The following is a 23,576-nucleotide window of genomic DNA, read 5'->3' on the forward strand; positions in this document are numbered from 1 at the left end:
GAGCAGAAGTGCACAGCAAGCGGGGCAGCAGGCCGGGGACCGTGGCGATATCCGCCGCGGCGGGAACCGTGGCGGTCGGTCTGCTGACGGCGTTCATCGGGACGGGTTCGGGGGCTGCCGCCTCGAGCCGGCATCCGGGCTGGGAGCAGAGTGTGCGCGCCGCGCGCGTGCAGCAGGGCGCCCCGGCCCCCGCCGAGAAGCAGTCCCACGCCGAGCCCGCGAAGCCGAAGGCTCCCCGGAAGGTCAGCCGGAAGATAAGCCACCACACCGCCGCCGGCGGGCACTCGGTCTCGCTCACACTGGACGACGGTCCCCACCCGGAGTGGACGCCCAGGATGCTCGACCTGCTGAGCCAGTACCACGTCAAGGCGACGTTCTGTCTGATAGGCCCCAACGCCGAGCGCTACCCGAAGCTCGTCAGACGGATCGTTGCCGAGGGGCACCGGCTGTGCAACCACTCCGTCGACCACGACACGGGCATGGACCACAAGTCGGTGGCCTATCAGAAGCGGCAGATACGCGACGCCAAGCGCATGATCGACAAGGCGTCGGGCGGCGCGCCCCTCCACTACTACCGCGCACCCGGCGGGGCCTTCACCCCCGCCAGCCGCCGGATGGCGGCCGAGCAGGGGATGCGGCCGCTCGGCTGGATCGTCGACCCCGGGGACTGGCAGCTTCCCGGTGCCGAGGCGATAGTCCGGCACGCCAAGGAGCAGATGGAGGACGGCGCGGTGGTCCTCCTCCACGACGGCGGCGGTGACCGCTCCGAGTCCTACCAGGCGCTGCAGCAGCTGCTGCCCTGGCTGAAGGAACAGGGCTACAGCTTCAGCTTCCCGAAGGCGTGACCGCCGGGCGTGACGGCTGGGCGTGACCGCTGGGCGTGGCCACCAGGCTTGACCGCTTTGTCCCGAAGTCTTGACCGTCTCCGGCCAGTCGCTAAAGTCCAGACCAATCCCCACTGTGTGCTCTCCCCTCACCGAAGGAGCTGAGATGCACAGAACCATGCGCCAAAAGCAGCACAACAGACGGAAGTTAGCGGCACTGACCGGTGTCGGCCTCGCCCCCCTCCTGGTCGTCGGGCTCACCGCGACCCCGGCCGACGCGCACGGCTGGATCACCAACCCCGCGAGCCGGCAGGCCCAGTGCGCCACCGGCGTCGTCTCCTGCGGCGAGATCAAGTGGGAGCCGCAGAGCGTCGAGGGCCCCAAGGGGCTCAAGGACTGCGCCGGTGGCAACGAACGCTTCGCCGAACTGCGCGACGACAACAAGGGATGGCAGGTCGCCGACGTCGGCAGCTCGGCCACCTTCAACTGGAAGCTGACAGCACGTCACCGCACCACGACCTGGCAGTACTTCATCGGCGACACGAAGATTGCCGAGTTCGACGACGGCGGCGCACAGCCTCCGGAGTACGTCTCCCACAACGTCGGCTTCCGAGGCTTCACCGGCAAGCAGAAGGTGCTTGCGGTGTGGAACGTCGCGGACACCGCAAACGCCTTCTACGCCTGCGTCGACGTCAACATCGGCGGTTGACGCCTCCCATCCACCTTCCGGCCGGGGCGGCTCCACCTCCCTCCGGCCGGAAGGCCCCCCGTCCGCGGACCGGCCCACTCGCGGCCTGACGGGCACGCCACGGCCATCCCGCCCGGGGGTGGCCGTGGCCGCGACCTGGGTCGCGTGCGACGCCCCAGCCCGATCGTCCCTCGGTGAAGCGCGATCGTCCCTCGGCGAAGCCCGATCGCCCCTCGGCGAAGCGCGAGCGGCCGTCGGGGAAGACCGAGCGGCCGTTTTCTTCCGGTGTTCCGGTCCGCCGTGATCCGCACCGATCGGATTTCGCCATTCGGTTACCATCCGCTACTCACTCACGGGTATACGCAATTCCTGTGTCACAGCCGCCGCTTTCGTCACCGGCAACTCTCTTTGCCCGTAAGGTGATCGGCGAACTGGGTGGCGACACGCCGAATCACGCGCCCTCCGCAGATGGCTCCTTGGCGGCTTTGCTTCTCGACTGCCTTGATTCCAGGGGGAGTTCGGAAAATTCCCGGAATCCTATTATGGGCAGCCTTATGGGGAAACCGTTTGCTCGAATCCGGTATTGCGGCACGCTTCTTTTCAAGGAACGGCCCGCCGAGGCGAGCCGGGCAGCCCCAACACCCCACTCCCGCAAGGAGGTCACGTTGCCCCTTGCCCTCCTGGCTCTGGCCATTGCAACGTTCGGTGCGGCCACGGCCGAGTTCGTGATGATAGGTCTACTGCCCGAAGCCGCCTCCGACATGGGAGTGAGCATCTCCGATGCCGGTGGCTATGTCTCCTCCTACTCACTCGGTGTCGTGATCGGGGCACCGCTTCTCACCATCGCGGGTATGCGGATCCGCCGTAAGACAATCCTGCTCGTGATGACCGGCCTGTTCATTTTCGGGAACACAGCGTCAGCCTTTGTCCCGAACCATGAGCTGCTGCTGGCAGCGCGCTTTACAGCCGGGCTCCCGCACGGTGTGTTCTTCGGAATCGGGGCTGTTGTCGCGGTCGGACTCGTCGCATCCGAAAAGCGTGGCAGAGCACTCTCGGTGGTCCTGGTCGGCGTGCCGATGGCCAACATCGTCGGCTCGCCGCTGGGCACCCTGCTCGGGCAGACGGTCGGCTGGCGCTGGACATTCATCGTCGTCGCGGGGATCGGTCTCCTCGCCCTCGTCTCCCTCGCGGCGCTGATCCCCGTACAGCGAGAACCCGGCAGGGGGACCGTGCGCGGCGAACTCGGCATATTCAAGAGACCGCAGGTGTGGCTCGCCTATGCCGTGGTGGTGTTCGGCTTCGCCGGCACCTCGTCGTTCTACACCTACATCCAGCCGCTGGTCACCCAGGTCAGCGGCTACACTCCCACGGCCGCCACGGCACTGTTGGCCCTGGCAGGGGCGGGAATGACGGTGGGCACCATGCTCGGCGGCCGGCTCGCCGACTGGCCGGTACGCACTATCTGCTGCGCCCTGCTGGCGCTCTCGCTCTCGCTGGCCATGATCCAGGTGACGGCGCACAACACCGTCCTGGTCGCCGTCAACGTGTTCCTCACCGGGATCGCCGGCATGGCCGCCATCCCCAGCGTCCAGGCGCGCATTCTCGACCATGGAAGGGACGCGCCCGAACTCGGCTCCGCCAGCGTGCAGTCCGCCTTCAACATCGCCAACTCGCTGGGCGCCTCGCTCGGCGGCATGGTCATCGCCGCGGGCTTCGGCCTCACCTCACCGAGCTGGCTCGGCGCACTCCTGGCACTGACGGGCGCCTGCTTCGGGCTGCTGTCCGGCTGGCTGGACCGCAGCTCCGGCTCCTGGGAAGTCGCTCCTTCCGCCCCTTGGAAGAGCATCAAGTCGGAAGCGTTATGTGCCCGGGGCGCGCGGAGCGCCCCTTCACACAGCTATGACGGGCGGAGAGAAGCGCGGGGAGCACCACCCCTTCTCTCCGTCGGAGGGCACCGCCCGGCGACGATCCCCCAAGGGGGTCACCCCACGGCGGCCGCCCTCTCATCGGTGTGCGTCCACCGCAGCAGCGCTCCGAGCCCGCCGACCGGAAGCTCCTCCTGCGGGTCGGCGACCAGCACCTCAGCATCGGTCGCCAGCGCGGACCGCAGCAGCGCGTCGTCGGCGCGCGCGGGCGCGGGGTCGGGGGCCCCGAGGTACTGGAGCTCGGAGCGCCGCACGGCCACCTGGTCGTAGCCCTCACCCACCCAGACCTCGCGCTCCCGGTCCGGACCGCCGGGCCGCACCAGCAGCGTGTCGACCCGGTGCTCCCGTGCCGCCTCCACCAGGGAGGGCACCGTCTCCGCCGTGGCCGAGCCCGCGGGCGCCGGACCCGGGGTGTGCGCGGCCCGCATCGCGGCGAGTGCCTGAGCGGTGTGCCGGGCGGCGAACTCCTCGCGGGCCCGCGCAGTCTCCCGGTCCAGCAGCTCGGAGGAGGAGCCCGCGGCGCGGCCACCGTGCGAGGTCTCCACGGCGATGGCCCGCAGCTGTTCGGGCAGCCGTTCATGGACGGCACGCCGCTCCCGTGGGTCGCCGCTGAGGACGAGCACCTCGGCGCCGGTCTCCTGGAAGCGGCGGGCGACGGCCTCCGCGACCAGCCCCGCGTTGCTCTCCCAGGTGTTCTCCACACGCAGCTGGAAGTGCCTCTCCGACATCTCCCCCGTGGCCGTACGGTGCACCGGCCACTCCTCGCCGGTCGCCTGCCCGGCGCTGTGCGTCCCGAGCGCGTCCACCAGCTCGAAGTCCGCGCCCGTACGGTCGATGCGCGCCGTCAGACAGCGCGGGTTCTCTCCCCGGAGTTCGGGCAGCGGTCCCAGGTGCGGCAGCGCCGACCAGCTGACGTGACTGCGGTCGGGCGCCACATTCAGCGGCAGGTCGAGCACGATGTCGCCGTTGGCCGCGAACACCACGCTGCCCCGGGGCTGGGTCCTGGGGGAGAGCGCGCCCAGATGCTCGGCAACGGCGTTCACGGTTGCCGCGTCGGCCCCCTGCCGCGCCAGCTCGTCCCCCGCGGCGCGGGCCGCCAGCCGGCGCTCCTCACCGGCGGACTCGGTGGCCCGTGCCGTACTCGTGTAGACGGTTGCCCACGGCCCGTTCCGGTCGAGAAGGGGTGCGAGGGAATCGAGGCGCATGGTTTCCTCCCTGCTTCGTGACCATCCACAGACAGCGCGAGTACCCCTTGCTCTCCGCACCGACACGGGTCCCCGGCCCGCCTCCGGGTTCTTGCAGGGAGGCGCCCCGAGGCCGCGCGGAGCGGCGTGTCAGTATCCGGCCATGGCGTCACTGAGCGAACTCCTGCCCCGCGAGGCGATCCGGCTCGACGTGTCCGCCGCGGACTGGCGCTCCGCGGTCCGCACGGCGGGCGAACTGCTGGTCACGCGGGGTTCCACTACCGATGCGTACACCGACGAGATGATCCGCAACGTCGAGGAGAACGGGCCGTACATCGTCATCGCGCCCGGTTTCGCCTTCGCGCACGCGCGCCCCTCGCCCGCGGTGCGCCGCACGGGCATGTCGTGGGTGCGGCTGGCGGAGCCCGTCGCGTTCGGGCACGAGACGAACGACCCGGTCGGCCTCGTCGTCGCGCTGGCGGCACAGGACTCCGGCGCGCACACGGCGGCCATGGCGGCTCTCGCCCGGCTGCTGGGCGACCCGGACACCGAGGCGGCGCTGCGCAACGCGGCGACTCCCGGGGACCTGCACCGGGCGCTCCAGCAGCAGGAGTCCGACGGCGAACGGCCGGCGCGGGCGAGCGGACCGGCCATGCAGAAGATCCTCACGGTCTGCGGCAACGGCGTCGGCACCAGCCTCTTCCTCAAGAACACGCTGGAGCAGGTCCTCGACCGCTGGGGCTGGGAGCGGCACATCACCGTCGAGGCCACGGACACCATCTCCGCGAAGGGCAAGGCCGCCGAGGCGGCGGCCATTCTCACCTCCCGCGAGATCGCCAGGACCCTCGGTGACGTGGGCATCCCGGTGCGGGTCGTGGAGGACTTCACCAGCGCGAAGCAAGTGGACGCCGCGCTGCGCGAGACCTACGACGTCTGACCCGCCACCCCCCACATCCCGCCACCCCCCACACCTCCTACGAGCACGGCACGAAAGCGGAAGGCGCCATGGACTGGCTGGTCACCATCGCGAAGTTTCTCGTCAACGAGATCCTCAGCGTTCCCGCGTATCTCATCGGTCTCATCACGGCGGCCGGCCTGATCGCGCTGAAGAAGTCGGCGGGGCAGATCGTCGGCGGCGCCATCAAGGCGACGCTGGGCTTTCTGCTGATCGGCGCCGGTGCGGGGCTGGTCGTCAGTTCGCTGGCGCCGCTGGGCGAGATGATCCATGGCGCCACCGGAGCGCACGGGGTGATCCCCACCAACGAGGCGATCGTCGGTATCGCGCAGAACCAGTTCGGTGCGCGGGTTGCCTGGCTGATGATCGTCGGGTTCGGACTCGGCCTGCTGCTGGCCCGGTTCACGCCGTTGCGCTACGTCTTCCTGACCGGCCACCACATGCTGTTCATGGCGACGCTGCTGACCATGGTGCTGGCGACGGCGGGGCTGTCCGCGTGGGTCGTGGTGACGGTCGGTGGCGTGCTGCTGGGCATCCTGCTCGTCTCGATGCCCGCCTTCGCCCACCCATGGACCAAGCGCATCACCGGCAACAACAGCATCGCCATGGGCCACTTCGGAACGGCCGGCTATGTGACGGCCGGTGCAGTCGGCCAGCTCGTGGGCAGGCGCAGCCGCAGTACGGAGGACATGAAGCTGCCCGAGGGGCTGCGCTTCCTGCGCGACTCGATGGTCGCCACCGCCCTGTCCATGCTGCTCATCTATGTGGTCATGGCGATCCTCTACGTCGTCAAGGCCGGCGAGAAGACGGCCTTCAAGGCGTTTGCCGCCGACAGCGGGACAGCCGCCACCAGCCTGGGCAACTATCTGATGCAGGCCATCATGCAGGGCCTCCAGTTCGGCATCGCGGTCGCCGTCATCCTCTTCGGCGTCCGGACGATCCTCGGCGAACTCGTCCCGGCCTTCCAGGGCATAGCCCAGAAGGTCGTGCCCGGCGCCGTGCCCGCGCTGGACGCGCCCATCGTCTTCCCGTACGCACAGAACGCGGTGCTCGTCGGCTTCCTCTCCAGCTTCGTCGGCGGCCTGTGCACCCTCGCCCTGCTCGCCTGGGTGCTCAACCCGGCGTTCGGTCTCGCGCTGGTGCTGCCGGGACTGGTGCCGCACTTCTTCACCGGCGGTGCGGCGGGCGTGTACGGGAACGCGACCGGCGGCAGGCGCGGCGCGGTGCTCGGCGCCTTCGCCAACGGCGTCCTCATCACGCTGCTGCCCGCCGTGCTGCTGAAGGTCCTGGGCGCCTTCGGGGACGAGAACACCACGTTCGGCGACGCCGACTTCGGCTGGTTCGGCTCCCTCATCGGCTTCGCGGACAAGGCGGGCGAGACGGGCGGCATTGTCCTGATGCTCGCCACCGGGGGCTCGGTGCTGGCGGGCGCCATCCTGGTCCAGAAGCGTGTCGTCGAACCCGGCTGGGACCCCGGAGCACGCCGCGACGCGCTGCTGCCGCCCGAGGCGGTCGGTGCCGGTGCACCCTCCGACGCCGCGACCGGCACGCTGCCGCGCAACTACCCCAAGCTGCCGCCGCCCGCCGGTGCGCCCACGCCGCCTCCGCCGCCCGAGGGCTGAACCGGACGCGTTGCGCACCGCGTGCGGCGCCTGGTCGCCGGTGGCTGCTGATAGAAGTCTCAGCACAACGCCACAGCCAGGAAGGGCCCGCCATGACCGTGCGCTTCGCCACCTCGTCCGACGGCACCGAGCTCGCCTACGAACAGTTCGGCGAAGGCCCGCCCGTCGTCCTGACGGGCGGCGCGCTCGCCACCCGCACCGCCGGCGTGCCACTCGCCGGTGAGCTGGCGGCCCTGGGCCTGTCCGGAGTGGTCTACGACCGCCGGGGCAGGGGCGACAGCGGCGACACCGAGCCTTACGCGCCCGCGCAGGAGGGCGCGGACCTGGCAGCCGTCGCCGAGGCGCTCGGCGGGGGAGCGGCGGAAGCGGAGGTGTTCGCGTTCGGAATGTCGTCCGGCGGCCTCGTCGTGCTCGAAGCGGCGGCGCGTACGGGGGTCGCACTGAGCAGGCTCGTACTCTTCGAACCGCCCTTCACCGGCGCCGCGGGCCAGCTGCAGGATCCCGTCCGCGTGGCCCGGCTGACCGAGCTCATCGGGCAGGAGGACCGCTCGGAGGCGGTCGCGTACTTCCTGGCGGAGATCATCGGGCTGCCCCCGCAGGCCGTCGAAGGCGCCCGCCGGTCCCCGGGGTGGGACGACATGAAGAAGATCGCCCACACACTCTCCTACGACACCACGCTGCTCGGCGACGCGACGCTGCCGACCGACACGCTGGCCGCTGTGCGGGTCCCCACCCTCGTGCTGTCCAGCGACGCCAGCACGCCGGTGCTCCAGGAAGCCGCCCGCGCAACGGCGGAGGCACTGCCGTACGGCGAACACCGCACCCTGCCCGGCGCCTTCCACCAGGTGCCCCCCGAGGACCTGGCGCCGGTGGTGCGGGACTTCCTCACCGGCTGACCCGACGGCCCTGCGACCTGTGCTGCACATCCGATCTTGCGCACCAGGCATGGCGGGCTGCGCTTGCCCACCCTGCTCCCCCAAGCGTCGGGCAGAGGCACCGCTTCCCGTATCACCGTCCTTACACGCCGGTACTCGGCACGGACGGTGCCGGAGTGATGAGATGCGCTCGGGCGGCGAACAACCGCCCGGGCGAGCAAGGACTCCGCCCAGACCTGCAAGAAGGAGACCGGAATGAGCACCGCTGAGGCCGGCGACGGCGCCGGGAACACCGAGTACGGCCGGAAGGCGTTCAAGAGGTCCAAGAGCCACTTCGCGGACCGGATCACGGCCGACGGCCGGGACGGCTGGCCCGTCGAGGCGGGCCGCTACCGGCTCGTCGTCAACCGCGCCTGCCCATGGGCCAGCCGCGCCCTGGTCTCGCGGCGGCTGCTCGGCCTGGAGAGTGCGCTCTCGCTGGGCGTCACCGACCCGATCCAGGACGACCGCAGCTGGCGGTTCACCCTGGACCCCGACGACCGCGACCCGGTGCTCGGCATCCGCTTCCTGCACGAGGCGTACGACAAACGGGAGACGGACTACCCGGGCGGGGTCAGCGTGCCCGCCATCGTGGACGTGCCCAGCGGCAAGCTGGTCACCAACGACTTCCAGCAGATCACCCTCGACCTGGCGACCGAGTGGCAGGACCTGCACCGGCCGGGCGCGCCCGACCTCTACCCTGAGGCGCTGCGTGACGAGATCGACGAGGTGGCCGAGGGCATCTACCGGGACGTCAACAACGGGGTCTACCGGGCCGGTTTCGCCACTACGCAGCAGGACTACGAGACGGCGTACGCAGACGTCTTCCGCCGTCTGGACCTGGTGTCGGAGCGGCTGCGGGACCGGCGTTACCTGGTGGGCGACACCATCACCGAGGCGGACATCCGGCTGTTCACCACGCTGGTGCGGTTCGACGCCGTCTACCACGGCCACTTCAAGTGCAACCGCAACAAGCTGGAGCAGGACCCGGTGCTGTGGGCGTACGTGCGGGACCTGTACCAGACGCCGGGGTTCGGCGACACGGTCGACTTCGACCACATCAAGCGGCACTACTACGTCGTGCACACCGGCATCAACCCGACCTCGATCGTGCCTGCCGGACCCGGGCTGTCCGGCTGGATGACCCCGCACCACCGTGAGCAGCTCGGTGGCCGCCCCTTCGGGGACGGCACTCCGCCGGGTCCCGTTCCGGCCGGCGAGGAGATCCCGGCGGGGCACCGGCCCTGAAGCAGCCGCCGGGCCGGGGACTCGTGCCCCGGCGCCTCACCCGCCCAACGGGAAGGTCAGCCACGGCTGCCAGCGGCCCGGCGGTTCATGGACGACCAGCTCGACGGTGCTCACCCGGGCGGTCACCGGCAGCAGCGCTTTCAGCCGCGCCTCGATGTGCCGGTGGGTCCGCGCTTCGCCGCTGTTGGCGACCGTCAGGTGCGGCTCCAGATCGCCGAAGAGGCCCCCGTAGGGCGGGTGCGAGGGCCAGCGGCCGGTCACGGCCGCGGTCAGCGCACGCAGCGGCGCCGCGGGTTCGGGCACCAGGTAGAGCACCCCGGGGAAGGCCCCGCAGCGGTCGAACGTCAGCGTGAACGGCGGTTGCCGGGCGAACAGCGCGGCCAGCTCCGCCCGTTCCGGCCCGCGTATCAGGTCCCGGTGCAGGAAGGGGAACAGCACCGTCAGATGTGCTGTTCCCCCGTGCCGCGCCGCGGTGTCGTACCGCGCCCGCCAGCCACGTACCACCGCGTCCGCCTCCGGTACCGGCACGCTCAGCGCCGTCGTACCGACCGCGACCGGCCAGCCCTCGTCCGCCCCGTCCGGGCCCTCGTCGGTGCCTTCGACATCCGTGTTCCCCGCGCTCTCCACGCCCGGCACCGTAGCCCGGCACCGCTCGCCCCGGGCACGCGGGCTCAGGCGCCCGGGACCCGGTCCAGGAAGCCCTTGACCGAGGAGATCCGGCCGTCCTCGGCCAGCGTGAGCACATCCGAGCCCGCGGCGGGGGAGGAGCCGTCCGCGGTGACGATCAGCTCCCAGGAGAAGCGGGCGATGTCGTGGTGCCCGTCGACGGCTCCGTCCAGCTGGAACTCGCAGCCGGGGAACTGCTCCCGCGCCGCACCGATCGCGGCGGCCAGCTCGTCGTGGCCTGACACCTGCGCCAGCGGGTCGGTGTAGCTGCCGTCCTCCGTCCACGCCGCGGCGACGGCCTTCGCGCGGCTCTCGGCGTCCGGCGCGTTCCAGGCGGCGAAGTAGCGCTCGACAGCGGCTTCGTAGGTGTTCATGGCGTACGTCCCCTCGCTCTTGTGGAAGCCCGCCGACGACTGCCCGCGGGCCGATGCCCTGACGATGCCGCCCGAACGGGGGCCGGGTCGATTACCCGCGGGGTAAGCGCCGATGCGGGCAGGGCGGCGTGGAGTTGACGCCCTCGCGACGTGCGGGAAGAGTCGCGCGCGTGGAGATCAACGAACTGACGGAGCCGGAACGGCGGGTGTGGGAGGCGTTTCCCCGCGGCGGGACGGTGGACCTCTCGGCATCGGACGACAGATCGGTACGCGCCCGGGTGCTGCGCTCGCTGTTGCTGAGCTCGCCGGAGCAGAACGGCGAGATACCGGCGCTCCGCTTGCGCGGCGCCCTGGTCACCGGTGAACTCAATGTGCACTCCGGCGTCGTCTCCTGCCCGGTGTCGCTGCGGGACTGCGAGTTCGAGGAGACGGTCGTGCTCTACGGCGCCGAGTTCCGGCAGCTCTCCCTGAACGGGTGCCGGATGCCGTGGCTGTGGGCGACCACCGTGCGGGTGGACGGGGCGCTGCGGCTGAACGACTGCCGCGTCGAGGGAGCCGTGGCACTCGCCGGAGCGCGCATCGCGGGAGCACTCTTCCTGGACCGCGCGGTGCTGGGCACCCCGGAGGCGGAAGGCGAGGACGGTGCCGGGTCAGCCGAACGCACCGAGGACCCCTTGAAGTTGGACCATGCGACCGTCGGCGAGGACCTGCGGGCCGCTCGGCTGACCGTGCACGGCAGGACCCGGCTCGACGGACTGACCGTGACCGGCCTCGTCCGGCTCGACGACGCCCGCCTGCTGTGCCCCGGCGGCACCGCGCTTCAGGCCGAGACACTCTCCGTCGGCACCGATGTGCACGCCATGCGACTGCGTGCCGAGGGCCGGGTCAATCTGCGGGGCGCCACCGTGCCGGGCCAGCTCAACTTCGCCTACGCCCAGCTGTCCAACCCGGGGGGCGCCGCCCTGCGGGCCAGCAGCTGCTCGGCGGGCGAATTCTGGCTGCGCGAGGCCAGCCCCGTCGAAGGCACCGTCAACCTGCGCCGGTCCCGGTTCGAGCTGCTGCACGTCAGCCCCGAGGTGTGGCCGGCTTCCGTACGTCTCGACGGCCTGACGTACACCACGCTCATGCCCGCCCGCCCCGCCTCCGAGCGGCTGGAGGTCCTCACCCGCGACGGCGACGGCTACGTACCGTTCGCGTACGAGCAGCTGACCGCCGCCTACCGGCACATCGGCGACGATGCCGCGGCCCGTACCGTCCAGCTCGCCAAGGAGCGCAGGTACCGCACGACGCTTTCCCTCCCCGGGCGGCTGTGGGGATATCTCCAGGAGGTGACCGTCGGATACGGCTTCCGCCCCATGCGGGCCGCCGGATGGCTGGCCGGGCTGCTTCTGCTGGGGGCGCTCGCCTACGGGCTGCATCCGCCGCGCCCGCTCAAGGCGGAGGAGGCGCCCGACTTCAACGCCTTCGCCTACGCCCTCGATCTGCTGCTGCCCATCATCGACTTCGGCCAGGAGAAGGCGTACGCGCCACAGGGCTGGTACCAGTGGCTGGCGTATCTGCTCATCGTCGCGGGCTGGGTGCTGGCGACCACGTTCGTGACCGGCGTCAACCGCGCGGTGACCCGGAACTGAGTGACCCGGAACTGCGCGGAAGGATCACGCGCGCCAGACCGTCGTCGTGTTGCAGAACTCGCGGATGCCGTGCCCGGACAGCTCCCGTCCGTACCCGGAGCGCTTGACGCCGCCGAACGGCAGGGCCGGGTGCGAGGCGGTCATACCGTTGAAGTAGATGCCGCCGGCTTCCAGATCCTGTGCGAAGCGGTCCGTCTCGCACTCGTCCTGCGTCCAGACGTTGGAACTGAGCCCGAACGGGCTGTCGTTGGCCAGCTCGATCGCCTCGTCCACGTCCCGTACCCGGTAGAGCGAGGCAACCGGGCCGAACGCCTCCTCGCGGTGGATGCGCATCTGTTCGGTGACGCCGGTGAGCACCGTCGGCTCGTAGTAGTAGCCCCGCTCCAGGCCCTCCGGCCGACGGCCTCCGCACAGTGCCTGCGCGCCCAGTGTGAGCGCGTCGGTGACCAGTTCCTCCAGATCGTCCCGGCCCTGCTTGCTGGAGAGCGGGCCGACATCCGTCTCCGGCTGCATCGGGTCGCCGACGGTCAGCCCCTGCATGCCTGCCGAGAACCGTTCGGCGAACGCGTCGTAGACGTCGGTGTGGACGATGAAGCGCTTCGCGGCGATGCACGACTGTCCGTTGTTCTGCACGCGCGCGGTCACCGCCGTGCGTGCTGCCGCGTCGATGTCGGCAGAGGGCATCACGACAAAGGGGTCGCTGCCGCCGAGTTCGAGAACCGTCTTCTTGACCTCGTCGCCCGCCACCGAGGCGACCGAACGGCCCGCGGCCTCGCTGCCCGTGAGGGTCGCCGCAACCACCCGCGGGTCGCGCAGCACCGACTCGACGGCGCGGGAGGGCACCAGCAGGGTCTGGAAGCAGCCCGGCGCGAAGCCTGCCCGGTGGAACAGATCGCCCAGATAGAGCGCGGTCTGCGGCACGTTCGACGCGTGCTTGAGCAGCCCCACGTTGCCCGCCATCAGCGCGGGCGCCGCGAACCTGATGACCTGCCAGAGCGGGAAGTTCCAGGGCATGACGGCCAGTACGGGCCCCAGCGGGCGGTAGCGCACCCTGGCCCGTACGGCGCCCGAGTCCTCGACGTCCTCGGCGGCCGGGTACTCGGGTGCCAGCAGTGCCTCGGCGTTCCTCGCGTACCAGCGCATCGCCTTGACGCACTTGGCGGCCTCCGCCTCCGCGGCGGCCAGTGTCTTGCCCATCTCCGTCGTGATGACGCGCGCGACGCCGCTCGACTCCCGCTCCAGGAGGTCGGCCGCCCCGTTCAGCAGCCGGGCCCGCTCCTCGAACGTGGTGGTGCGGTAGGCACGGAAGGCGGCGTCGGCGTCCGCGAGGCGCTGTTCGATCTCCTCGTCGGACAGCGGCTCGAACGTCTGGAGGGTCTCGCCGTCAGCGGGGTTCACCGTGGCGATTGACATGGCTGCGGCCTCTCAGCGGTGCGGGCCGGCCGTGGCCGACCCTCGGGGTCTTCAGGATTCCGTCGCGGGTGGCACGTCCTCGGGGTCGTAGTCGTCCACTCCGGCGTCGACCCGCTCCTGCTCCGTGCGCTTGGCCAGCGCCTCGTCGTCGGGCTTCTCCGGCATGCCGCCGTGGATCCGCCGTTCCTCGGGCCCACGGATCTGGTCGGGCTCGCTTCCTGCCTGGTCCGGCCGGCGCTTGGACATATCCAGCTCCTCACCTCAGGTAGGGGCATTCAGGTCTGTTCGGGGCATTCCCTTCTACCCAGGGAACACCCATCCCCGCGGTCGCACCAAGCGGAGCGGGGCACGTTCGCCGGCTGTTGATCGTTTCAGCGGTGACGGTTCCACGCCCGCTACAAGGAGTGCCCATGACAGAACCGAGCGCCGCAGCACGCCCCGCAGCACGGGTCCGCCCTGCCGTCCCGGAGGACGTCCCCGCCGCGCTGCGCACCCTCACGCGCGCGTTCGCCGACTACGCCTTCACCCGCCACGTTGTCGCCGCCGACGGCCACGAGGAGCGCGTCGCCCGCTTCCAGGAGCTCTTTCTGACCCGGATCGGCATACCGTACGGGCGGGTATGGGTGGCGGACGGCGGAGAGGCCGTCGCCGTCTGGACGACGCCCGACCACGACGCGTCACCCGGCTTCGCGGAGATCGGCCCGCTGCTCGGGGAACTGGCCGGGGAGCGCGCCTTCGCCTTCGAGTCGGCCGAGCGGGCGCTGGAGCCGCACCGCCCGACCGGGCCCGCGTGGTTCCTCGCCACGGTCGGTGTCGACCCGGCCGCGCAGGGCGGCGGCCTCGGCAGCGCCGTCGTACGCGCCGGGCTCGAAGCGGCCGACCGGGCCGGGCAGCCCGCGTTCCTGGAGACCTCCGCAGAGCGGAACGTGGCCTTCTACCAGCGCCTCGGCTTCGCCGTCACCGCGGAGGTCGACCTCCCGGACGGGGGACCGCGTACGTGGGCGATGCTGCGGCACCCCGGTGCGGAGTCCCCGGGCGGTTGAGCATGTGGGCGGCGGCCCTCGACGGGCCGTCGCCTCTCCCTCACGTATTGGCCGACGCCGCGCTGATCTCGCTCAGGGTCGAGTCCGGGGCGCGCTCGACCGCCAGGTCGCCCAGCGCGACGATGCCCACCGCCTCCGTGCCGTCCACCACCGGCAGCCGGCGCAGCGCGTGGCGGCGCATGAGGTCGGCGGCGTGGCCGGTCTCCTCGTCGGGGGAGACCGTCACCAGACGAGAACTGCACACTTCGCGCACCGTCGTATGGAGGGGGTCCCGCCCCTCGGCCAGTACCCGGATCGTCAGATCGCGGTCGGTGACCAGGCCGCGGAGCTCGTCGCGCTCCGTCACCAGTACGGCGCCGATGTCCTCGTCGCGCATCCGCTGCGCGACCTCGCAGACGCCGGTGAGGGTGCCGACCGCGACCGGTGCCGGAGTCATGATTTCGCGCACCCGCTGAGTCATCGCCGTCCTCCTTCCGAGCGGGCAGCGGCTCGGCCCGCCGCCGTGGGAAGCGCCGAGTACCCGGCGTCGCGGTGCGTCACACAGGGCGCCCATGGGTCGTGCGGCTGGGTATCCCCGACGGAATGAGGGCCCGTGCCGCCGACGAACCGAACGTGGACACCGCCCGCCTGCTGCCGCTGGCCGCGGCTGTCTCCCCGGCGCAAGTGCGCCGCCTACGGGCCACGGGCGCTGTACGCCGAGGAGTTCGACATCGAACAGCGCCGGCTGCGCGGCAATCCGCCCCAGGCGTTCGTGCACGCGCTGCTGCTGGAGAGTGCGATACGGCTCGCCAAATGACACGCCGCCCCACCCGCGAGGGTGTTTCTCGCCACTCACGAGCCGGACTCGTGGCGGCCGAACGTACCCTCGTGACCAGCCTGTCCCGGCAGGGCATGGGCGGCCGTGCGAATGACGAGGATGATGTCCGTGGATGCCAGCAGCCGTATCGAAGCGGTGTACGCCGACGTTCTGCGCCGTAACCCCGGAGAACCCGAGTTCCACCAGGCCGTACGGGAGGTGCTGCACAGTCTGGAGCCGGTGCTGCGCAAGCGCCCCGAGTACGCCGAGCCGAAGCTGGTGGAGCGGCTGGTGGAGCCCGAACGGCAGGTGCTCTTCCGGGTGCCGTGGACGGACGACGCGGGCGAGGTGCACGTCAACCGCGGCTTCCGGGTGGAGTTCAGCAGCGCGCTGGGCCCGTACAAGGGCGGACTGCGCTTCGTGCCGCAGCTGTCGCTGGGCACCGTGAAGTTCCTCGCCTTCGAGCAGATCTTCAAGAACGCGCTGACCGGGCTCGGCATCGGCGCCGGCAAGGGCGGCGCCGACTTCGACCCCAAGGGCCGCAGCGACGCCGAGGTCATGCGCTTCTGCCAGTCCTTCATGACGGAGCTGCACCGCCACCTCGGCGAGCACACCGATGTGCCCGCGGGGGACATCGGCGTCGGCTCCCGCGAGATCGGCTATCTGTTCGGCCAGTACAAGCGGCTGACGAACCGTTACGAGGCGGGCGTGCTCACCGGCAAGGGCATCGGCTGGGGCGGCTCACACGCACGTACGGAGGCCACCGGGTACGGCACGGTCCACTTCGTCCGCGAAATGCTCGCCGCCCGGGGCGAGGACCTCGCCGGGCACCGCGTCGTCCTGTCCGGATCCGGCAACGTCTCCCTCTTCGCCGTCGAGAAGGCCCAGGCGCTCGGCGCCCAGGTCATCGCCTGCTCCGACTCCTCCGGCTACCTCGTGGACGAGGCGGGCCTCGACCTGGACCTGCTCAAGGAGATCAAGCTGGAGCGGCGCGGCCGGCTGGACACCTACGCCGAGGCACGCCCCCGCGCCCGGTTCAGCACCCGCGGCTCGGTCTACGACGTGCCGTGCGACATCGCCCTGCCGTGTGCGACGCAGAACGAACTCCACGAGGAGCACGCCGTCAGCCTCGTCAAGAACGGGGTCAAGGTCGTCGCCGAGGGCGCCAACATGCCCTGCACTCCCGACGCCGTGGGCGTGCTGCGCGAGGCAGGCGTCCGCTACGGCCCGGGCAAGGCCGCCAACGCGGGCGGCGTGGCCACCTCCGCGCTGGAGATGCGGCAGAACGCGGCGCGCGAGTCCTGGACGTTCACCGAGACCGAGTCCCGGCTGGCCACGGTGATGCGGGCGATCCACACCGACTGCGTCACCGCCGCCGAGGAGTTCGGCAGCCCCGACGACTATGTCCTGGGCGCCAACGCCGCCGGCTTCCACCGGGTGGCCGAGGCGATGCGGAGCCAGGGTGTCGTCTAGCGGCTGATGAGGGGGTGCCCCTTGCTGTCGCTTGCAGGCTGCGGGTGTGTTGTGGTTGCTCGCGCAGTTCCCCGCGCCCCGTGATCGGGACCCGCGAAGCTCAAGCGCAGCCCTTTTGCGGGGTGCGCGTGACGCTCAGGGGATGCGATGCAGGGCGATGTGGCGGGCCGGGAAGGTGGCGGGGTCCTCCCGCAGCTGGTCGAGCGTGCGCTGCGCGAAAGTGACGCCGGACTCGGCGATCTCGTGCAGCGGCGCCAGGAAGCCCACCGCTTCCGGGCGTTCCGCACCAGCGGCGACGCGGGCCCGCAAGCCGCACTCGCTGAGCCGCAGCAGTTCGGCCGCCACCTCCCTCACGGGGCGGTCCGCGAAATCGGCGGCCAGGCCGCGGCAGGAGATGTCGCGGAGCGCGGCCCGGTGCTCGTCCGGACCGATGCCGCGCAGCAGTTCCCAGGCCGCCGCGCGGGACGGAGGGTGGTAGCTGAGCCCGGTCCAGAAGGCGGGTACCGCGCAGAGCGCGCCGAAGGGCGGACCGTCAACGGCGCGCAGCTCCAGCGTCTCGCGCAGCCGCACATCGGAGAAGATCTGCGACAGGTGCGCGCGCCAGTCGGCGAGCCGCGGCCTGCTCCCGTCTCCGAAGCCCTGCCGCAGCAGCGTGCCGAACGGCACCCGGGGGGCCGCACACCGGCCGCCGTCCGGTGCCGCACGGTGGATCATCGGAAGGTTCAGCGCCCAGTCGATGAACATCTCCACGTCCACGTCCTCGCGCAGCATCATCGGGACGATGCTGGTGCGCGCCGGGTCGGTGCGGCTGAGGTAGTCCAACCGGCGGGACAGCTGCCCGCACGGACGGCCGCCCTCCAGCGGCGCGTTGACGAACAGCGCCGCCGCCGGGGTGGAGGCGGCGGCCAGGACCCGCAGCTTCTGAGTCAGGTCCTCGTACGAGATGAAGTCGAGGGAGACCTGCGTCGAGAGGGCCAGCGACATCACTTGCACCCCGGCTGCGCCCGGCCTGCCCAGGCTCTCGAAGTGGCGCCGCATCAGCGGGGTCCGTGAGTGCGGCACCCACTCCACCTCCTCGGGCGCGGTGAACGGGTACTGCCCTCCGGGCACCAGCGCGAAGCCGAACCGCCGTGCCGCCGCGGCCAGTCCGCGCAGCGCCCGCTCCGTGACCCCGGCGAGCTCGGCCACGCAGGTGTACGGCGGCGAGGAGTACTCCACGGCGCCGCCGTGCTCCAGCGAGACAGTGCCGCCCTCCGGCAGCCGCACCGCCACCAGTGCCGCGCGGTCGTACTGAGGCACGGCACCCGGCCGCTCGGCGAGGAGGTGCTCCAGCAGGGCGCGGACCCCGCGCGGCCCCTCGTACGGCACCGCGACACCGGTCCCGGGGTCCAGCGCGGCCGTCTCCACTTCGATACCGACCAGCTCGCTGTTGTCAGCGCCCTTCTCGAAGACTCCACGCAGCTCGGCCCGGGAAAGTGACGGCGTGACGGGGGCGAGAGCCATGGCGCACCTCGGGATTCGGCCGAGCGGTCAACGACAGGAGAAACGGAACCAACAGCCCGGTCCTACCACATACCGGCTGCTGCTGGTCCGCGTGACCTGCACGGATGCGCACCTTCAGGTGACCTGACCTGCATAAATGGGGGAGGTCGCAGCCTTGGTGCCGAAGCCGCGAGCGAATGCCGAGCCGATTCCCGCACTGGCACCAGTAATGAGAACAGTGGTCAAGAAAGGCTCATTTCCAAAGTTGTGGCTCGAACGTCCGAGTCGAGGCCGACCCGTAGGCATCAGCCACGTCGATGAGGAACCTCTTCTCGCCCTCGAGGTCGCTGCCTGCGAAGGCGCAAGTATTGAAGGAGCTCAGCTGCTGAGGTCGGCCGACGGTCTTGGCTCTGCGCGCTTCCCTGATCACACACGCCAACACTGCGGCCTCCTCCCTGCCGGAGTTCGCAACGCCGGTGATTGAGACATGGCACCTGGCGAGATCCGGTACTTGCGGCTCGACGTAGTCGTTGAGTATCAGAATGGCGTCGCGGGTCTCGATGACCTTGCGGTACAGGAGCAGATTGTGAGGGATCGGTGGCCAGAGCAACTCGACAAGTCTCGCCCGTGGCTTGGTCAAAGCCACATGGGGCACGACTTGCACGAGGTCCCGCCACAGCGGCCAAAGGCGCCAGGCGGCGGCGATGTCCGCCGCCGTGTGACGCAGGGTGAACAGCGTCGGCACCAGGATCGCTGCCGCTCTCAACAAGCCGTGCAGACTCATCAGGAGTGGCAGAAGGGGCAGAACCCAGGTGCTGTTGGCGGTGACCAGGAGCAAGTATCCCAGCCAGAACAGTCCCACCAGCACCGTACCCAGGCCGAACAGCCGTAGACCGACTGCGAGACCGAGGTTTTCCGTGCGCCTGCTGTAGCGCAAGCAGACAAAGGCACAGACAGTATTCGCCAGCAGGTGAGCCGAGATCAGGGTCACCCAGTAGGCGAGAGAGGGAGGAAAGCCTTCTGCCGCCGGGACGTCGTGTTCCTGATGCGGCGGTGCCAGGGTGTCGAGCACGAGAAGGGCAGTCATGACGAGGCTGACAGTGACGAAAAATCCGAGCTTGCGCCGACGGCTGCCGGTGGATACGGCGACGAAGTAGAGCACAGCGCCGGCAGACACCACACCGATCAGATTCCTCGTCAGAGCGAGGGAGTGAGCGATCCCGGAGCCTTTCATGGCGAAAGCCGCGACGCGGGGAAGGGCGAGAGTCATCGCCGTGGCTGCGGTCGCGACAGCAAGCCACAGCCCGCGCTGCTTCGGTGAGTGGACCGCCGACGGAAAACGAATGAGTACAGCCACCCAGAGAATTACGACGCTTGGGTATGTAAGGAAATTGCCGAGATCGGCTGTCTCAGCCGACATCCGATGGCCTCACACCAAGTGCTGATTCGAGCGTCGCCAAGACTCCCTGCGATTGTTCCCTGTACGGCCGGTCGGCACTCATCCTCATCATACTTGCGAGCATCTCGGCTTCCTTCTCCTGCCGAGTGGAGTAGTTGGCGCGGCCCATGAGTTGCTGGACGCGCCCAACATCCAGGTCGGGGAGGAGGGCATCGATGCCATCATTGAAGTCTTGGCCCAGCATATTGTGCTCGAACAGGAGGTGTCCGAGCTCGTGGAGCACGATATGTTCTTGGTGTACTCGGGAAGTTTGTTCGGCGTAGAAGATGTGGTCGTCGCTGGGAGTGGCGATCCACAGACCGCAGATGCCGGAGGCCGCAGCTTCTCGTGGCAGTGAGTGCAGATGCAGGCGCTTTCCGCGCTGCTCCGCCACGTTGCGGCACAACTCGTCCATGCGGAATGGCCGTGGTAAACACACACTGTGCAATACAGCTTGGCAGCGCTTACGCAACTCCAGATATTCCCGCGACATGTGCCCCCGTTTCCCATCCACGTGTAACGGCGATGGGCGCGTATGGGAGCAGGAACAGCACCCCCACCCTACGGGATGGTCGTGTCAGCAGGTACGCCCAAGGTCCACCGCGAGGATATAGGAATTACGCGCAGGCTCCATCTGCACTGGTGAAGACGAGTAGTTCACCGGGCAGTGTGGCGCCTACCTGACCAGTACTTATTCGCACGCTCCCTCGCTGTCACCTTCTGCATCGCTGACATCTGACAGATTCTGCACCTTCCGTGCCTCGTTGATCATGATCAGAAATGCGTCGAGTGTTGAAGGGGAGAGTCCCTCGGATCTGAGTGCCAGATTCCTGACCCTGGTGTCACGCAACGCGGAGAGCAGGGACAGCTGAGCGTTGACGCGTTCGGATACTTCTTCATTCAGGAAGTACTCGGGTGGGACTCCGAAGAACTCTGCCAGAATGTCCAGTTGGTCAAGCGTGACGTTGCGCTTCTTCCCCGTTGACAGTTCCCACAAGTACGTGGCGGAGATTGTGCCGCCCGTCGCCTCCCTGATCTCAGCGGCAAGTCGGGCAAAGCCGGGACGTTTACGCGGATCAGGATATATTGCCTGAATCAGTGCATTGAGGCGCTGGTCAAACTTCCGGAGCAGTGGGCGGTTGCCCCCGTGGCGTTCTGACTGGCCGCGCATCATGCATGTCCTTCGCTTTCAGAGGCGTTCATGTATGTCGGCCCGAAAAAGGAGACAGCTGCGACTTCATGGATACAGGACATTCGCTTGAGTGGACAAGGGTCGGTTTTCGGCCATGGCGTGTAAATCAAGCCATCGCCCGCTCAAGCGGTTGCGACGGAGGCCCGCCGTCCGCTCTGCTGCTGCCTCAAGGCGAGCGATCGACAACCCCCCACCTGTAATCAACTTCTCGAAAGCAGCCTTTCAGTATGAGGTTTCTGTTGAGTGAGCTCCGGCTCGATGCGCATGCGGTGCGCCGCGTGCGGCCATCGGCGAGACGGCCGTTCGGTCGCACGCTCGACGGGATCAAATGGCGGCGCGTGACCAGTGACGCCGTGAAGTGCGTTGGTCTTCCACTGAGATGCACCTCGGAGCGATCTTGCCAGGTAGAGAGCAAGGGCAGATCCTCCGGCTGCTGACAACGGTCTCCGCGATGCCGGCCAGACAGACCGTGATGCCGGCAAGACAAGCGCAGAATCGTTCCTGCACATCTTGACCGGATAGCTCGCCAGGTCCGGCCTGGTGGAGCGCTTCCATACCTGCCGTAGCGGGCCCATCAGAAAGGAGGGGTCACGCAGAAGCGAGTGGATGCGACGCCAATTACGTCTGAAGCCTTCATCCTGTGTCTGGTGGGTGCAAGAGGTCCGTGTCGGCAAGTCCCCTTGAGGCGTTCCTTGTTGAGCGATTCGATCACGAAGTGGTCGTCGACGGAGCGTACCGGGTCACTTGTGAGGACTTCTTTCCGGCTCGACGCATCAGCTGCATTGCATTGCTTCAGGCGTTGGCGAGAAAACACTGAGGGAGGATTACATTGAATCCGATTCCTTTCCGGTTCGATCGCGTATGTACCCCGTCCGGCTCGAGCATCCCGTTTCGAGATCGCCGTCAGGCGCTGATCGGCCGGCTCCGCGGTAAGGGAGGATCACCGACTATCGGTGCACGCGTTGCCCGGGGCAACGCGGAAACGGTCGATCCCCGGTACCCGGAGCGCACCGCAGGCCAGTGGCCCTCCTGGCGGTGCCGCCAAGTCCGCCCCGTCCCTGCGGGTGGGATTCGGCGGATGTTCCGGTCGATGTTCCTCACGCTTTCGTTACTCGCCGAGCCACGGGCGGGAGACCGGTCGGCTGATCTGCTGGACGGCCCGCCGGCCTCGCAACTTCTTGCCTCCGCCTGGTTCTGCCGTGCTTGAAGCTCTGGGACTGAGCGCGGAAGTAGAGACGGTGTACCGGGTCACCCTTGAGCATCCCCGTGCGGAGGTCGAGAAGGTTGCCCGGCTGTCCGGTCTGTCGGAGGGCGAGGTCCGCGAGGCGTTCGATGAACTCGCCGACCTCCAACTCCTGCACCGGAGCACGAAGTTCCCGGATCATGTCCAGCCGGTGAGTCCTGAAGTCCGCCTGACCGGTCTGCTCGCCCAGCGCGAGCTCGAACTCAGTTCCCGCCAGCGGAGACTCGAAGCCACGCGCGCTGCGGTGTCGGCTCTGACCGCGCAATACTCGAACAAGTCCGGCTACGCTCCGGAAGTTGTGCATCGCCTGGTAGGCCCCGAGGTGGTGCACAAGCGCCTGGAAGAATTGATGGATCAGGCGCGGGAGGAACGTCTCTCTCTTTCCCCCAGTGGCGCGCAGGAGCCGGATATTTTGGAGGCCGGGAAGGCCCTCGAACAGAAGGCACTGGAGCGGGGAGTTTCCATCCGGACCATCTACCAGGAAAGTTTCCGGAATGATCCGACGGTCCTCCGCTACGTGCGCTGGCTGGCGTCCTACGGAGGTCTGACCCGGACAGTCCCCACGTTGCCCATGCTCGTGGTGATCGTCGACAACGAGGTGGCACTGGTGCCTCTCGACCCCGACGACTGCCGGGCGGGCGCACTCGAACTGCGCAGCCAGGGAGCGGTGGCCGCCATGCGGTCCCTCTTCGAGCAGTTCTGGAAAGCGGCCACTCCGTGGCAAGAGGCTTCCCATGTGGACACCAGGGGGCTCTGCCGACGCGACCGGGAGTTGCTGCACTTTCTGGCCATGGGGAACACTGACGAAGTCATCAGTCGGCGGCTCGGGGTATCGCTCCGCACCGTGCGGAGGAGAGTCGCGGACCTGATGCGGCGACTCAACGCGCGGAGCCGGTTCGAGGCCGGCGTGCAGGCTGCCCGCTCCGGCTGGCTCTGACCGGCTTCCTCGGCCGTGCTCGTTCTCCGCGTCTTCCGGGGCGGCACGGCCGCAGTCGGTCTCCGCCCCGGACCGGCGGACCAGGAGAACGTCGACCGGTTCGGGGCGCAGGAAGAGCCTGACGGGCAGTCGGGTCCTGACAGCATCACGCGGCGCTGCGGTGGGAGTGTCACCAACTTGTCAGGCCCGTTGCTGCAATTTCGGCCGGTGGACAGCGGCCAGGGCTTCGTAGAGCATGGACTGCGCGAAGGCAACTGGATACCCGGTGAGCGGAGAATCCTGGGAGCTGAGATGCACGAGTCGCAGAGAAACCTTTTGGACGGCACTTCGTCCGATGAAACCAGAGGTCTTGCCATCGCTACCTGACGCCCCGGCGCAACGATGGTGAACCGTGAATCCCGTCAGCCTTTTTCGTCGGGTGTGGAGGGCTCGCCGCCCGTTTGGTCATCGCGAATCCCGAAGTGACTCGCGACGTCAGACACGTGAAACAGACACTGTGCCCACCAGAATTCCCTCGGTGTCGCGGCA

General features: G+C 69.2%; 21 protein-coding genes and 1 pseudogene. 12 read left to right on the plus strand and 10 right to left on the minus strand.

From position 1 onward, the window contains the following. The first annotated feature begins 8 nt into the window (after positions 1 to 8). The 3 genes and pseudogenes from ACTWQF_RS07795 to ACTWQF_RS07805 form a co-directional block, all read left to right on the plus strand. Complete coding sequence (locus tag ACTWQF_RS07795; protein ID WP_443278394.1) at positions 9 to 845, plus strand: polysaccharide deacetylase family protein; 837 nt, start codon at positions 9 to 11, stop codon at positions 843 to 845. A gap of 145 nt (positions 846 to 990) precedes the next feature. Further along, positions 991 to 1,533 carry a lytic polysaccharide monooxygenase auxiliary activity family 9 protein gene (locus tag ACTWQF_RS07800; protein ID WP_443278396.1) on the plus strand — a complete coding sequence of 181 codons (543 nt, stop codon included), beginning with the start codon at positions 991 to 993 and terminating at the stop codon, positions 1,531 to 1,533. Positions 1,534 to 2,066: 533 nt separating this feature from the next. Continuing rightward, positions 2,067 to 3,191: pseudogene (locus ACTWQF_RS07805) on the plus strand (MFS transporter); the annotation flags it as partial. Between the two features lie 302 nt (positions 3,192 to 3,493). Here the strand turns inward: ACTWQF_RS07805 and ACTWQF_RS07810 are convergent. After that, positions 3,494 to 4,642, minus strand: a complete 1,149-nt coding sequence (locus tag ACTWQF_RS07810; protein ID WP_443278398.1) for a baeRF2 domain-containing protein — start codon at positions 4,640 to 4,642, stop codon at positions 3,494 to 3,496. A 142-nt stretch (positions 4,643 to 4,784) separates the two neighbouring features. Between ACTWQF_RS07810 and ACTWQF_RS07815 the strand changes: the two genes are divergently transcribed. The 4 genes from ACTWQF_RS07815 (at position 4,785) to ACTWQF_RS07830 (ending at position 9,360) form a co-directional block, all read left to right on the plus strand. Then, positions 4,785 to 5,558 (plus strand): PTS sugar transporter subunit IIA, encoded by a 774-nt coding sequence (locus ACTWQF_RS07815; protein ID WP_443278400.1) that lies wholly within the window; start codon positions 4,785 to 4,787, stop codon positions 5,556 to 5,558. Between the two features lie 68 nt (positions 5,559 to 5,626). Further along, positions 5,627 to 7,198, plus strand: coding sequence for a PTS ascorbate transporter subunit IIC (locus tag ACTWQF_RS07820; protein WP_443278402.1), 1,572 nt, complete (start codon positions 5,627 to 5,629; stop codon positions 7,196 to 7,198). Between the two features lie 92 nt (positions 7,199 to 7,290). Next, entirely contained in the window at positions 7,291 to 8,094 is an 804-nt protein-coding gene (locus ACTWQF_RS07825) for an alpha/beta fold hydrolase (protein ID WP_443278404.1), read from the plus strand. Positions 8,095 to 8,328: 234 nt separating this feature from the next. Beyond that, positions 8,329 to 9,360, plus strand: coding sequence for a glutathione S-transferase family protein (locus ACTWQF_RS07830; protein ID WP_443278406.1), 1,032 nt, complete (start codon positions 8,329 to 8,331; stop codon positions 9,358 to 9,360). A gap of 36 nt (positions 9,361 to 9,396) precedes the next feature. Here ACTWQF_RS07830 and ACTWQF_RS07835 read toward each other — a convergent pair whose 3' ends face one another. Both ACTWQF_RS07835 and ACTWQF_RS07840 read right to left on the minus strand, forming a co-directional pair. After that, entirely contained in the window at positions 9,397 to 9,987 is a 591-nt protein-coding gene (locus ACTWQF_RS07835) for a 2'-5' RNA ligase family protein (protein ID WP_443278408.1), read from the minus strand. A gap of 44 nt (positions 9,988 to 10,031) precedes the next feature. After that, positions 10,032 to 10,400, minus strand: a complete 369-nt coding sequence (locus ACTWQF_RS07840; RefSeq protein ID WP_443278410.1) for a nuclear transport factor 2 family protein — start codon at positions 10,398 to 10,400, stop codon at positions 10,032 to 10,034. A 170-nt stretch (positions 10,401 to 10,570) separates the two neighbouring features. Here ACTWQF_RS07840 and ACTWQF_RS07845 point away from each other — a divergent pair, with 170 nt between their 5' ends. Then, the gene (locus tag ACTWQF_RS07845) at positions 10,571 to 12,031 is read left to right on the plus strand and encodes a membrane-associated oxidoreductase (RefSeq protein ID WP_443278412.1); all 1,461 of its coding nucleotides are present in this window, start codon (positions 10,571 to 10,573) and stop codon (positions 12,029 to 12,031) included. Positions 12,032 to 12,055: 24 nt separating this feature from the next. On the opposite strand, the gene ACTWQF_RS07850 is transcribed toward ACTWQF_RS07845, so the two are convergent. Together ACTWQF_RS07850 and ACTWQF_RS07855 are read right to left on the minus strand one after the other, a co-directional pair. Beyond that, entirely contained in the window at positions 12,056 to 13,444 is a 1,389-nt protein-coding gene (locus tag ACTWQF_RS07850; protein WP_443278414.1) for an NADP-dependent succinic semialdehyde dehydrogenase, read from the minus strand. Positions 13,445 to 13,495: 51 nt separating this feature from the next. Further along, positions 13,496 to 13,690, minus strand: coding sequence for a hypothetical protein (locus tag ACTWQF_RS07855; RefSeq protein ID WP_443278416.1), 195 nt, complete (start codon positions 13,688 to 13,690; stop codon positions 13,496 to 13,498). Positions 13,691 to 13,854: 164 nt separating this feature from the next. On the opposite strand from ACTWQF_RS07855, the gene ACTWQF_RS07860 reads away from it, so the two are divergent. Next, on the plus strand, positions 13,855 to 14,487 hold the full coding sequence (locus tag ACTWQF_RS07860; RefSeq protein WP_443278418.1) for a GNAT family N-acetyltransferase: 633 nt from the start codon (positions 13,855 to 13,857) through the stop codon (positions 14,485 to 14,487). Positions 14,488 to 14,527: 40 nt separating this feature from the next. Here ACTWQF_RS07860 and ACTWQF_RS07865 read toward each other — a convergent pair whose 3' ends face one another. Then, a complete protein-coding gene (locus ACTWQF_RS07865; RefSeq protein WP_443278420.1) occupies positions 14,528 to 14,947 on the minus strand; it encodes a CBS domain-containing protein in 420 nt (139 codons plus the stop codon). 132 nt (positions 14,948 to 15,079) lie between these two features. On the opposite strand from ACTWQF_RS07865, the gene ACTWQF_RS07870 reads away from it, so the two are divergent. Both ACTWQF_RS07870 and gdhA read left to right on the plus strand, forming a co-directional pair. Next, positions 15,080 to 15,283 carry a hypothetical protein gene (locus ACTWQF_RS07870; protein ID WP_443278495.1) on the plus strand — a complete coding sequence of 68 codons (204 nt, stop codon included), beginning with the start codon at positions 15,080 to 15,082 and terminating at the stop codon, positions 15,281 to 15,283. A gap of 120 nt (positions 15,284 to 15,403) precedes the next feature. Next, positions 15,404 to 16,756, plus strand: a complete 1,353-nt coding sequence (gdhA, locus tag ACTWQF_RS07875) for an NADP-specific glutamate dehydrogenase (protein WP_443278493.1) — start codon at positions 15,404 to 15,406, stop codon at positions 16,754 to 16,756. A gap of 135 nt (positions 16,757 to 16,891) precedes the next feature. Here the strand turns inward: gdhA and ACTWQF_RS07880 are convergent, their stop codons facing one another. The 4 genes from ACTWQF_RS07880 to ACTWQF_RS07895 form a co-directional block, all read right to left on the minus strand. After that, complete coding sequence (locus ACTWQF_RS07880; protein ID WP_443278422.1) at positions 16,892 to 18,259, minus strand: glutamate-cysteine ligase family protein; 1,368 nt, start codon at positions 18,257 to 18,259, stop codon at positions 16,892 to 16,894. Between the two features lie 232 nt (positions 18,260 to 18,491). Next, positions 18,492 to 19,658 (minus strand): MAB_1171c family putative transporter, encoded by a 1,167-nt coding sequence (locus ACTWQF_RS07885; protein WP_443278424.1) that lies wholly within the window; start codon positions 19,656 to 19,658, stop codon positions 18,492 to 18,494. Next, on the minus strand, positions 19,648 to 20,091 hold the full coding sequence (locus ACTWQF_RS07890; protein ID WP_443278426.1) for a hypothetical protein: 444 nt from the start codon (positions 20,089 to 20,091) through the stop codon (positions 19,648 to 19,650). The genes ACTWQF_RS07885 and ACTWQF_RS07890 overlap by 11 nt, the downstream gene beginning before the upstream one ends. A gap of 276 nt (positions 20,092 to 20,367) precedes the next feature. After that, positions 20,368 to 20,850: a hypothetical protein gene (locus ACTWQF_RS07895; protein WP_443278428.1), complete on the minus strand. Its 483-nt coding sequence runs from the start codon at positions 20,848 to 20,850 to the stop codon at positions 20,368 to 20,370. 1,256 nt (positions 20,851 to 22,106) lie between these two features. On the opposite strand from ACTWQF_RS07895, the gene ACTWQF_RS07900 reads away from it, so the two are divergent. Further along, entirely contained in the window at positions 22,107 to 23,048 is a 942-nt protein-coding gene (locus ACTWQF_RS07900; protein ID WP_443278430.1) for a LuxR C-terminal-related transcriptional regulator, read from the plus strand. Positions 23,049 to 23,576 lie beyond the last annotated feature (528 nt).

This window comes from Streptomyces sp. 8N114 (genome assembly GCF_052245835.1).
In the GTDB taxonomy this organism is placed as follows: domain Bacteria; phylum Actinomycetota; class Actinomycetes; order Streptomycetales; family Streptomycetaceae; genus Streptomyces.

Excerpts from the sequence above, each read along its gene's own strand:
- ACTWQF_RS07800 (WP_443278396.1), top strand. The coding sequence starts at position 991 with ATGCACAGAACCATGCGCCAAAAGCAGCACAACAGACGGAAGTTAGCG.
- gdhA (WP_443278493.1), top strand. The coding sequence starts at position 15,404 with ATGATGTCCGTGGATGCCAGCAGCCGTATCGAAGCGGTGTACGCCGAC.
- ACTWQF_RS07885 (WP_443278424.1), bottom strand. The coding sequence starts at position 19,658 with ATGTCGGCTGAGACAGCCGATCTCGGCAATTTCCTTACATACCCAAGC.
- ACTWQF_RS07865 (WP_443278420.1), bottom strand. The coding sequence starts at position 14,947 with ATGACTCAGCGGGTGCGCGAAATCATGACTCCGGCACCGGTCGCGGTC.
- ACTWQF_RS07820 (WP_443278402.1), top strand. The coding sequence starts at position 5,627 with ATGGACTGGCTGGTCACCATCGCGAAGTTTCTCGTCAACGAGATCCTC.
- ACTWQF_RS07895 (WP_443278428.1), bottom strand. The coding sequence starts at position 20,850 with ATGATGCGCGGCCAGTCAGAACGCCACGGGGGCAACCGCCCACTGCTC.
- ACTWQF_RS07815 (WP_443278400.1), top strand. The coding sequence starts at position 4,785 with ATGGCGTCACTGAGCGAACTCCTGCCCCGCGAGGCGATCCGGCTCGAC.
- ACTWQF_RS07825 (WP_443278404.1), top strand. The coding sequence starts at position 7,291 with ATGACCGTGCGCTTCGCCACCTCGTCCGACGGCACCGAGCTCGCCTAC.
- ACTWQF_RS07830 (WP_443278406.1), top strand. The coding sequence starts at position 8,329 with ATGAGCACCGCTGAGGCCGGCGACGGCGCCGGGAACACCGAGTACGGC.
- ACTWQF_RS07860 (WP_443278418.1), top strand. The coding sequence starts at position 13,855 with ATGACAGAACCGAGCGCCGCAGCACGCCCCGCAGCACGGGTCCGCCCT.
- ACTWQF_RS07810 (WP_443278398.1), bottom strand. The coding sequence starts at position 4,642 with ATGCGCCTCGATTCCCTCGCACCCCTTCTCGACCGGAACGGGCCGTGG.
- ACTWQF_RS07840 (WP_443278410.1), bottom strand. The coding sequence starts at position 10,400 with ATGAACACCTACGAAGCCGCTGTCGAGCGCTACTTCGCCGCCTGGAAC.
- ACTWQF_RS07855 (WP_443278416.1), bottom strand. The coding sequence starts at position 13,690 with ATGTCCAAGCGCCGGCCGGACCAGGCAGGAAGCGAGCCCGACCAGATC.
- ACTWQF_RS07850 (WP_443278414.1), bottom strand. The coding sequence starts at position 13,444 with ATGTCAATCGCCACGGTGAACCCCGCTGACGGCGAGACCCTCCAGACG.
- ACTWQF_RS07890 (WP_443278426.1), bottom strand. The coding sequence starts at position 20,091 with ATGGACGAGTTGTGCCGCAACGTGGCGGAGCAGCGCGGAAAGCGCCTG.
- ACTWQF_RS07880 (WP_443278422.1), bottom strand. The coding sequence starts at position 18,259 with ATGGCTCTCGCCCCCGTCACGCCGTCACTTTCCCGGGCCGAGCTGCGT.